Source organism: Sphingomonas bacterium (assembly GCF_903644055.1).
Lineage (GTDB): Bacteria > Pseudomonadota > Alphaproteobacteria > Sphingomonadales > Sphingomonadaceae > Sphingomonas_I.
Window position 1 is genome coordinate 1 of record NZ_CAHJXD010000065.1, and the last position, 9,287, is coordinate 9,287.

Consider the following 9,287-nt stretch of genomic DNA (forward strand, 5'->3'; position numbering starts at 1 on the left):
GCGAGCGCGCCGAGCCCGGCGGGGAGGATCGCCTCCAGCCGCTGGCGCAGCGCCGCCGCCAGCCCCGCCGAGGCGCCGCCGGTGCCGATCGCGACGAGCACGGGATCGCGATCGATAATCGCGGGCAGCGTGAAGTCGCAAAGCTCCGGGCGATCGGCGACGTTGATGAGCAGCCCGCGCGCGCGGAGCCGCGCCGCCGCCGCATCGGCCGCGGCACCCTCCAGCGCGATGAAGCCGATCCGCGCCTCGCCCCCTTCCTCGACAAGGATCGCGCCCGCGCGCAGCAGCAGGCGGCGCTTGGCCTCGACCGCCTCGCCTTCGCCGATCAGGATCACCGGCGCTCCGCTCAGGCGCAGGAAGATGGGGAGGCTGTGCATCGCATCGCGCTTGTTACGCGGCGAGGCGCCATTGCCAAGGAGGTCAGATCGTTCCCAGCCATTCGCGCAGGTGCGGCCCCATGTCGGGGCGCTCCAGCGCGAGCGCGATATTGGCCTGGAGGAAGCCGAGCTTGTCGCCGCAATCGTAGCGCACGCCCGCGAAGGTCTGCGCGTGGAAGGGCTGGCGGCCGATCAGCTTGGCCATCGCGTCGGTCAACTGGATCTCGCCGCCCGCGCCGCGCTCGCCCGCGTCGAGGATCCGCATTACCTCGGGCTGGAGGATGTAGCGCCCGACCGCCGCGAGCCGCGACGGCGCGGTGCCCGCGCGCGGCTTTTCGACGACCGCCTTGACCTCGGTCACCGCGCCCTCGACGCGGCCGGGATCGACGATGCCGTAGCGCTGCGTGTGCGCCTCGGGCACCTCCAGCACCGCGATGACGTTGCCGCCCTTGGCGTCATAGGTCTCGCGCATCTGCCGGAGGCAGGGCGAGGCGGGGTTCCACAAAAGTTCGTCGGCGAGCAGCACCGCAAACGGCTCGTCGCCGACCAGATGCCGCGCGCACCACACCGCATGGCCGAGCCCCGCCATCTCCTGCTGGCGGACGAACGCCGCCTGGCCGGGCGCCAGCCGCGTGCCCGACAGCGCCTCGAGCAGATCGAACTTTTCCTTGGACAGGAGATCGCTCTCCACCTCGAACGCGCGATCGAAATAATCCTCGATCGCATGCTTGGATCGGCCGGTGACGAAGATCATCTGCTCGATCCCCGCCGCCAGCGCCTCGTCCACCGCATATTGGATCAGCGGGCGATCGACGACGGGCAGCAATTCCTTGGGCACCGATTTGGTCGCGGGCAGGAATCGCGTGCCGAAACCGGCGACGGGGAAGACGGCCTTTCTGACGGGCTTCATTGTGGGGCGCTCTCTTCGATCCAAGGCGGCAGGCTGTCGGCGGCGATCAAAGCCTCGATCGGCTGGCGGTTCCGCACCGTCGCCCATTTGTCCCCGGAAACGATGATCTCGGGGGTCAGCCCGCGCGAATTATAGGTGCTCGCCATCGTCGCGCCATAGGCGCCCGCGGTCATGAAGGCGACGAGATCGCCCTCCTCCACCCGGTCCATCGGCCGATCGCGCGCGAAAGTGTCGCCCGTCTCGCAGACCGGGCCGACGATCGTCGCGGTGAAGCCGTCGCCGCGTGGGATCACCGCGCGGATATTGTGCCACGCCTCGTAGAGGCTGGGGCGGAGCAGGTCGTTCATCGCGGCATCGACGATCACGAAAGGCTGGGTGACGCCCTGCTTGACGCGGATCACGCGCGCCAGCAGCACCCCGGCGTTGCCGACGATGACGCGCCCCGGCTCGAAGATCAGCCGCGCGTTCCAGCCCGCCGTCACCTCGCGCACCATCGCGCCATAAGCGGCGGGGTCGGGAGGAAGAGGCAGCGACGGATCATAGGGCACGCCGAGCCCGCCGCCGAGATCGGCATGCGTGATATTGTGGCCGGCGGCGCGCAATTCCGCGATCAGCGCGCCGATCCGTTCGAACGCGGCGCGGCTGGGAGCGAGATCGGTGAGCTGGCTGCCGATATGCACCGCGACGCCCTGGATCGCGAGGCCCGGCAGCGTCGCGGCGGCGGCGTAGGCGCGCGGCGCGCGGTCGATCGGCACGCCGAACTTGTTCTCGGCCTTGCCCGTCGAGATCTTGGCGTGGGTGCCGGCATCGACATCGGGATTGACGCGGAAGGCGATGCGCGCGGTCAGCCCTAGCGCCTGCGCGACCGCCGAGAGCGTCTCCGCCTCGGGCTCGGATTCGACGTTGAACTGGCCGATGCCGGCGCGCAGCCCCTGCGCCATCTCGTCGCCGGTCTTGCCGACGCCCGAGAAGACGATCCGCGCGGGGTCCATCCCCGCCGCCAGCGCGCGCGAGAGCTCGCCGCCCGAGACGACGTCGGCGCCGAGGCCCATGCGCGCCAGCGTCGCCAGCACCGCCTTGTTGGGATTGGCCTTGACCGCGAAGGCGATCCACGGATCGGGGATGGCGCCCAGCCCCTCGCGAAAGACGCGGACGTGGCGCTCCAGCGTGGCGGTCGAATAGACATAGGTCGGCGTGCCCGCTTCCTCGGCGATCCGGGTCAGCGGCACGTCCTCGGCGTGGAGCACGCCTTGCCTGAGTTCGAAATGATCCATCGGGCCTAGTGCGGCGGCAGATCGAAGCGATCGTCGGGGCGGATCGCGCTCTTGCTGAGCAGTTCGTCACTGCGGCCGGGGCGATATTGCGTCGGCACGGCGAGCAGCGCGGCGGCGTCGGGCCGGACGGGTGCCGTGGCGGGCTTGAGCGGCAGCGGCCTGCCGGCGGCGGGTTGCAGCGACTGGACCTTGCCGCAAGCGGCCAAGAGAATCAGCCCGGCCATCCCCATCCCCGTTCGTGTCGAGCGAAGTCGAGACACGTTCCTACCGGACACCTGGAGCACATCCCTCGACTTCGCTCGGGACGAACGGAGAGAGGGGGTCATCGTTCGGCCTCCAGTGCGGCCTTGGCTTCCGCGACCCGCGCGCGCACCTGATCGGGCGCCGTCCCGCCGAAGCTCTTGCGCGCCGCCACCGAGGCATCGACGGTCAGCGCCCCATAGACGCGCTCGTCGATCCGCGCATCGATCGCCTTGAGCGCCTCCAGCGGCAGCGCCGACAGCGCCACGCAGCGCTCCTCCGCGAGCTTGACGACGCGCCCGGTGATATGATGCGCCTCGCGGAACGGTACGTCCGCTTGCCGCACCAGCCAGTCGGCAAGGTCGGTCGCGGTGGAGAAGCCCGCCTCGGCGGCGGCGCGCAGGCGATCGGCGCGGAAGGTCGCGGTCGCCACCATCCCCGTCATCGCCGCGATCGAGAGCGCGAGCAGGTCGTGCGCCTCGAACACCGGCGGCTTGTCGTCCTGCATATCCTTCGAATAAGCGAGCGGCAGGCCCTTCATCGTCATGGTGAGCGCGACCATGCAGCCCGCGATCCGCCCCGAATGGCCGCGCACCAGCTCGGCGGCGTCGGGGTTGCGCTTCTGCGGCATGATCGAGCTGCCGGTGGAATAAGCGTCGGGCAGCGCCACGAAACCGTAGGGCTGGCTCGCCCAGACGATGAACTCCTCGGCGAGGCGGCTCAGGTGCAGCGCGCATTGCGCCGCCGCCATCAGATAATCGAGCGCGAAATCGCGATCGGATACGCTGTCGAGCGAGTTGCGCGTCGGGCCGTCGAAGCCGAGCGACCGCGCGGTCGCCTCCCGGTCGATCGGGAAGCCCGTGCCCGCCAGCGCGGCCGCGCCCAGCGGACAGAGGTTCGCCCGCGCGCGCGCATCGGCGAAGCGCGAACGATCGCGCGCGAGCATCTCGTGATAGGCCATCAGATGGTGGCCGAGCGTCACCGGCTGCGCGACCTGGAGGTGCGTGAAGCCCGGCATCACGCTCTCCGCATGCTCGTCGGCGCGCGCGACCAGCGCCTGTTGCAGCGCCTTCAGCCCGGCATCGACCGCGCCGATCGCGTCGCGCACCCACAGCTTGAAATCGGTCGCGACCTGATCGTTGCGGCTGCGCGCGGTGTGGAGGCGGCCCGCGGCGGGGCCGATCAGCTCGGCGAGCCGCGATTCGACCGTCATGTGGATGTCCTCGCGGTCGAGATCGACGGGGACACCGTCCCGCTTATACTCCTCCGCGATCGTCGCGAGGCCTCCGTCGATCGCCGCCGCATCCTCGGCCGAGACGATTCCGGCCGCGCCCAGCATCGCGGCGTGCGCGCGGCTGCCGGCGATGTCCTGCCTCCACAGGCGCTGGTCGAACGGAATCGAGGCGTTGATTTCGCGCATGATCGCGCTAGGCCCGCCCGCGAACCGTCCCCCCCACATTTCGTTGGAGCCCGACATGCGGCGTCTCTATCCCGCTTTCGCCTTGTTGATCGCCGGTTTCGGCGCGGGCTGCCATAAGCAAGCGCCCCCCGCCCCGCAACCCGATGCGCAGGCCGTGGCCCCCACGCCCCCCGCCGCGCCCGCGCTTGCGGTCGACAGGGCGAACAAGGGCAAGGCGATGCCCGACGTGGCGATCACCGACATCATGACGGGCAAGACGGTGAAGCTCGCCGATTTCAAGGGCAAGCCGGTGCTGGTCAACCTCTGGGCGACATGGTGCGTCCCCTGCGTCCGCGAACTGCCGACGCTCGACACGCTGGCCAAGGATCGCACCGTGCAGGTCATCGCGATCAGCGAGGATATGGAAGGCGCCAAGGTCGTCCAGCCCTTCCTCGCGGGCAAGGGGATCGAGCTGCACCCCTATCACGACAACGACAACACCTTGATGCTCGCCTATAAAGAGGCGTCGCTACCCGTCTCGATCCTCTACGACGCCGAGGGCCGGGAAGCGTGGCGGATCGCCGGCGACATGGATTGGGGCGGCGCCAGGGCCAAGGCGCTGCTGGCCGAGGCGGGGATTTAGCTTCTTAAGCCCGCGCTCGCGAAGGCGGGAGAGGGCTTTCCGCTTCGAAACTGCCCAGCCCCCTGTCCGTCCCGCACAGGCGGTCCCACAGGCGGAAGTAGAGGCCGTAGTTGCAGCGATAGTCGCGGTGGTGGCGCTGGTGGTGCGTGGCGGTGATCAGCCAGCGGCCGGCGGCCCCGTGGACCATCGCGCGCGGAAACATCTCCCAGCCCATGTGATTGGTCACCCCCATAATCGTCATGATCGCCAGCACCACGCCCAGCGCGGCGATGTGGATCGGCACGAGGAACAGCAGCGCCGGGATGACGACCGCGCCGGTCAGCGCCTCGGAGGGGTGGAAGCTCATCGCCGCCCAGGCGGTCGGCGGGCGGCTGGCGTGGTGGACCGCGTGCATCGCCGCGAACAGGCGGCGGCCGTGCATCGCGCGGTGCGTCCAGTAGAACCAGGCGTCGTGCGCGAGCAGGTAGACGAGGATGGAGACGGGCGGCCACCACCAGGGGTAGGCCTGAGCGTCGGCATAGATCCGCGTCCAGCCGCGCGCCTGCCAGCCCCAGGCGACGATCCCCGCCGGCACGCCATAGACCGCCGCCGAAGCGAGGCTCCAGCCGATCTCGCGGGCGATCTGGCCGCCCCGGCCCGCGTAGAGGCCCGGGCTGCGCACTCGCGTGGCGAGCGCGAAGCCGCCGCTGGCCACCAGATAGCGCGCCGCGACGATCGCGCTCATCGCCAGCGCGGAGAGCAGGAGGGCGATCGCGGGGGACATGGCGGAGGCTATAGGCGCGGGCGAGCTGCGTGGGTAGAAGGGCCGGGATGTCTTTCGTTTCTCGTCACCCCGGACTTGATCCGGGGTCCCGCTTCTTGCCGCGCCGCTCCTCCGAAGAAGCGGGATGCCGGATCAGGTCCGGCATGACGGTTCGTACAGGATGAGGCCCGACGTCCTGATCGTCGGCGGGGGGCTCGCCGCCGGGCTTACCGCGCTGGCGATCGTCCAGCGGCGGCCGGGCACCTCGGTCATGATCGTCGAGCGCGAGGAGGCGCTCGGCGGCAACCATATCTGGTCCTTCTTCCAGAGCGACATCGCGGCGGGCGACTGGTCGCTGGTCGCACCCCTGGTCTGCCACCGCTGGGAGGGCAGCGAGATCGCCTTTCCCGGCAGCGCGCGCGCGCTGCCCGGCGCCTATTGCTCGATCGAATCGGAACGGTTCGATGCGGTGCTGCGGACGATGCTGCCCGCCGAATCGATCGTTACCGGGCGCCGGGCGACCGCGCTGGATCGCGGCGGCGCGATGCTCGACGACGGCCGCCGGATCGATGCCGAGGCGGTGATCGAGGCGCGCGGGCTGCGCGATCCCTCGGCGCTGGCGTGCGGCTGGCAGAAGTTCGCCGGGCGCCTGCTGCGGCTGGCGCGCCCGCACGGGCTCGATCGGCCGACGATCATGGACGCCACGGTCGATCAGCGCGAGGGCTATCGCTTCGTCTATCTGCTGCCCTTCTCGCCGACGGCGATCTTCGTCGAGGATACATATTATTCGACCTCGCCCGATTTCGACGAGGCGGTGCTGGAGGCGCGCGTGCTCGATTATGCGCGCGTGCGCGGCTGGCAGGTCGAGGGGATCGAGCGGCGCGAGGCGGCGGCGCTGCCGATCGCCACCGGCGGCAATTTCGAGCTGCTGTGGCGCACCGGCGCGCAGGGGATCGGCAAGATCGGCATGGCGGCGGCGCTGTTCCACCCGCTCACCGGCTTCTCGCTGCCCGATGCGGTGCGCACCGCCAGCCTGATCGCCGGGCTGCCGAGCCTCCATGCCGCCCCGCTCCACGACGCTCTCAAGAAGCATGCCGAGGCGCGCTGGGACGAGCGTCGCTTCTACCGGCTGCTCGCCAAGCTGATGTTCGAGGCGGCGGCGCCCCCCGAACGCTGGCGGACGCTCGCGCATTTCTACAGGCTCGATCCCGCGCTGATCGCGCGATTTTATGCCGCGCAATCGACACGGGCCGATAAGGCGCGCATCCTGTGCGGGAAACCCCCGGTGCCGATCGGCAAGGCCGCGCGGGTAATCCTCGGGAGATGAATGTGACAGCCAAGCGCGTGGCGGTGATCGGCGCCGGCTTCGGCGGGCTCGCGCTCGCGATCCGGCTGCAATCGGCGGGGATCGCGACGACCCTGGTCGAATCGCGCGACAAGCCCGGCGGGCGCGCTTATTATTGGGAGAAGGACGGCTTCACCTTCGATGCCGGGCCGACGGTGATCACCGATCCCGCCTGCCTCGAGGAATTGTGGGGGCTTTCGGGCCAGCAGATCGCGCGCGACGTGACGCTGCTGCCGGTCAGCCCCTTCTACCGGCTCAACTGGCCCGACGGCGTCAGCTTCGATTATTCGAATGACGAGCCGCAGCTCCGCGCCGAGATCGCCAAGCTCAATCCCGAAGATGTCGCGGGCTATGCGCGCTTCCTCGATTATGCGGCGGGGGTCTATGAGGAGGGCTACGTCAAGCTCGGCGCCAAGGCCTTCCTCGATTTCGCGAGCATGATCCGCGCGGCGCCGGCGCTCGCCAAATATCAGGCGTGGCGCTCGGTCTATTCGATCGTTTCCTCTTATGTGAAGGACGAGCATCTCCGCCAGGCCTTGTCGTTCCACACGTTGCTGGTCGGCGGCAATCCGATGGCGACTAGCGCGATCTACGCGCTGATCCACAAGCTGGAGAAATCGGGCGGCGTCTGGTTCGCCAAGGGCGGGACGAGCCGGCTGGTGGCGGGGATGCTCGCCTTGTTCGAGCGGCTCGGCGGCACGGTGCGGATGGGCGACGCGGTCGTCGAGATCGAGACTTTGGGCGATCGCGCCACCGGCGTGCGGACGCAAAGCGGCTGGCACGAACATTTCGACGCCGTCGCCTCCAACGCCGACGTGATGCACAGCTATCGCGATCTGCTCCGGCAATCGGGGCGCGGGCGGCGCGTCGCCAAGGCGCTGGAGCGCAAGCGCTTCTCGCCGTCGCTGTTTCTCGTCCACTTCGGGATCAAGGGGACGTGGCCGGGCATCCCCCACCATATGATCCTGTTCGGGCCGCGCTACGGCGGGCTGCTCAAGGACATTTACGATCATGGCGTGCTGCCCGCCGATTTCTCGCTCTACCTCCACCATCCCAGCATCACCGATCCGGAGATGGCGCCCGAGGGCTGCTCGACCTTCTACGCGCTCGCGCCCGTGCCGCACCTCGGCAGGGCGCCGCTCGACTGGGAGGCGCTGAAGGAGAGCTACGCCGACCGCATCCTCGACGAGATCGAGCGGCGGCTGATCCCCGGCCTGCGCGAGCGGATCGTGACCCGCTTCCATTACACCCCGCTCGATTTCGCGGACGACCTCAAGGCGCATCTCGGATCGGCCTTCAGCCTCGAACCGATCCTCACCCAATCGGCCTGGTTCCGCACGCACAACCGCGACGATGCGATCCCCAACCTCTATTTCGTCGGCGCGGGCACGCATCCGGGCGCGGGCATCCCCGGCGTGGTCGGCAGCGCCAAGGCGACGGCGGCGCTGATGCTGGAGGATCTGCGGTGAGGCCGAGCAAGTTCCTCCCCGGCACGGGGAGGGGGACCGCCGGCGCAGCCGGGGGTGGAGGGGGCTCGATGCCGGGCGGTTCGCTCGTGGCGAGCCCCCTCCACCAGCCTGCGGCTGGTCCCCCTCCCCTTGCAGGGGAGGAACGGGCATGAACCGCCTCGCGATCTACTGCGGCTCGGCGACGCCTGCCGACCCCCGCTTCCTCGACAGCGCCCGCTTGGTCGGCCGCACGCTCGCCGAACGCGGCATCGGCGTCGTTTATGGCGGGGGCCGGCTCGGGCTGATGGGGGCGGTCGCCGATAGCGCGCTGGCGGCGGGCGGCGCGGTGATCGGCGTGATCCCGCGCGCGCTGGTCGATGCCGAGGTCGCGCATCGCGGGCTGACCGAGCTGCGCGTCGTCGAGACGATGCACCAGCGGAAGGCGGCGTTCACCGATCTTTCGGACGGCTTCGTCACGCTGCCCGGCGGCACGGGCACGATGGACGAATTGTGGGAGGCGCTCTCCTGGGCGCAGCTCGGCTATCATGCCAAGCCGGTCGGGCTGCTCAACGTCGCGGGCTTCTACGATGGCCTGCTGCGCTTCGTCGCGACGATGGCCGAGGCGGGTTTCCTGCGGCCGCAGCATCGCGACATATTAGCGGCGAGCGACGATCTCGACGATCTGCTGGCGAAGATGGCGGCGCAGCGGCCGCTGGTGACGGTGACGCAGATGAAGGCGGCCGAGCTTTGAACGCGCCCGAGCCCCTCCCCCTCGGGGGAGGGGTTGGGGTGGGGGAGTCGGGCGATCACAGCGCGCCACCTCTCCGTCGCCCCCGCCCCCCGGCCCCCTCCCCTGAAGGGGAGGGGGGGAGGCGCGCGCTTGTCGCGCGTGCCCGCGACAGTATCGCG

General features: G+C 69.9%; 10 protein-coding genes. 4 read left to right on the forward strand and 6 right to left on the reverse strand.

Annotated features, from left to right (window positions below; translation table 11 throughout):
• The 5 genes from HUU94_RS02665 to argH form a co-directional block, all read right to left on the reverse strand.
• Positions 1-377, reverse strand: a 377-nt coding sequence (locus HUU94_RS02665; protein WP_302480174.1) for an NAD(P)-dependent oxidoreductase, incomplete at its 3' end; no start/stop codon positions are given.
• A gap of 43 nt (positions 378-420) precedes the next feature.
• Positions 421-1,287 carry a UTP--glucose-1-phosphate uridylyltransferase GalU gene (galU, locus tag HUU94_RS02670; RefSeq protein WP_174273577.1) on the reverse strand — a complete coding sequence of 289 codons (867 nt, stop codon included), beginning with the start codon at positions 1,285-1,287 and terminating at the stop codon, positions 421-423.
• Positions 1,284-2,561, reverse strand: coding sequence for a diaminopimelate decarboxylase (gene lysA / locus HUU94_RS02675; protein ID WP_174273578.1), 1,278 nt, complete (start codon positions 2,559-2,561; stop codon positions 1,284-1,286). The genes galU and lysA overlap by 4 nt, the downstream gene beginning before the upstream one ends.
• Before the next feature lie 5 nt (positions 2,562-2,566).
• On the reverse strand, positions 2,567-2,785 hold the full coding sequence (locus HUU94_RS02680) for a hypothetical protein (RefSeq protein WP_368039836.1): 219 nt from the start codon (positions 2,783-2,785) through the stop codon (positions 2,567-2,569).
• Positions 2,786-2,883: 98 nt separating this feature from the next.
• Entirely contained in the window at positions 2,884-4,260 is a 1,377-nt protein-coding gene (argH, locus tag HUU94_RS02685) for an argininosuccinate lyase (RefSeq protein WP_174273585.1), read from the reverse strand.
• Positions 4,261-4,276: 16 nt separating this feature from the next.
• Between argH and HUU94_RS02690 the strand changes: the two genes are divergently transcribed.
• The gene (locus HUU94_RS02690; protein WP_174273580.1) at positions 4,277-4,843 is read left to right on the forward strand and encodes a TlpA family protein disulfide reductase; all 567 of its coding nucleotides are present in this window, start codon (positions 4,277-4,279) and stop codon (positions 4,841-4,843) included.
• 4 nt (positions 4,844-4,847) lie between these two features.
• Here the strand turns inward: HUU94_RS02690 and HUU94_RS02695 are convergent, their stop codons facing one another.
• Positions 4,848-5,606, reverse strand: coding sequence for a sterol desaturase family protein (locus HUU94_RS02695; RefSeq protein WP_174273581.1), 759 nt, complete (start codon positions 5,604-5,606; stop codon positions 4,848-4,850).
• Positions 5,607-5,730: 124 nt separating this feature from the next.
• Between HUU94_RS02695 and crtY the strand changes: the two genes are divergently transcribed.
• The 3 genes from crtY (at position 5,731) to HUU94_RS02710 (ending at position 9,129) form a co-directional block, all read left to right on the forward strand.
• Positions 5,731-6,912, forward strand: a complete 1,182-nt coding sequence (gene crtY, locus HUU94_RS02700) for a lycopene beta-cyclase CrtY (RefSeq protein WP_254601899.1) — start codon at positions 5,731-5,733, stop codon at positions 6,910-6,912.
• A 2-nt stretch (positions 6,913-6,914) separates the two neighbouring features.
• Positions 6,915-8,399 carry a phytoene desaturase gene (locus HUU94_RS02705; protein ID WP_438827098.1) on the forward strand — a complete coding sequence of 495 codons (1,485 nt, stop codon included), beginning with the start codon at positions 6,915-6,917 and terminating at the stop codon, positions 8,397-8,399.
• A gap of 148 nt (positions 8,400-8,547) precedes the next feature.
• Positions 8,548-9,129, forward strand: a complete 582-nt coding sequence (locus tag HUU94_RS02710; protein ID WP_174273584.1) for a TIGR00730 family Rossman fold protein — start codon at positions 8,548-8,550, stop codon at positions 9,127-9,129.
• Positions 9,130-9,287 lie beyond the last annotated feature (158 nt).

Coding starts and splice junctions, on each gene's coding strand:
- galU (WP_174273577.1), bottom strand. CDS start 1,287: ATGAAGCCCGTCAGAAAGGCCGTCTTCCCCGTCGCCGGTTTCGGCACG.
- lysA (WP_174273578.1), bottom strand. CDS start 2,561: ATGGATCATTTCGAACTCAGGCAAGGCGTGCTCCACGCCGAGGACGTG.
- HUU94_RS02680 (WP_368039836.1), bottom strand. CDS start 2,785: ATGGCCGGGCTGATTCTCTTGGCCGCTTGCGGCAAGGTCCAGTCGCTG.
- argH (WP_174273585.1), bottom strand. CDS start 4,260: ATGTGGGGGGGACGGTTCGCGGGCGGGCCTAGCGCGATCATGCGCGAA.
- HUU94_RS02690 (WP_174273580.1), top strand. CDS start 4,277: ATGCGGCGTCTCTATCCCGCTTTCGCCTTGTTGATCGCCGGTTTCGGC.
- HUU94_RS02695 (WP_174273581.1), bottom strand. CDS start 5,606: ATGTCCCCCGCGATCGCCCTCCTGCTCTCCGCGCTGGCGATGAGCGCG.
- crtY (WP_254601899.1), top strand. CDS start 5,731: ATGCCGGATCAGGTCCGGCATGACGGTTCGTACAGGATGAGGCCCGAC.
- HUU94_RS02710 (WP_174273584.1), top strand. CDS start 8,548: ATGAACCGCCTCGCGATCTACTGCGGCTCGGCGACGCCTGCCGACCCC.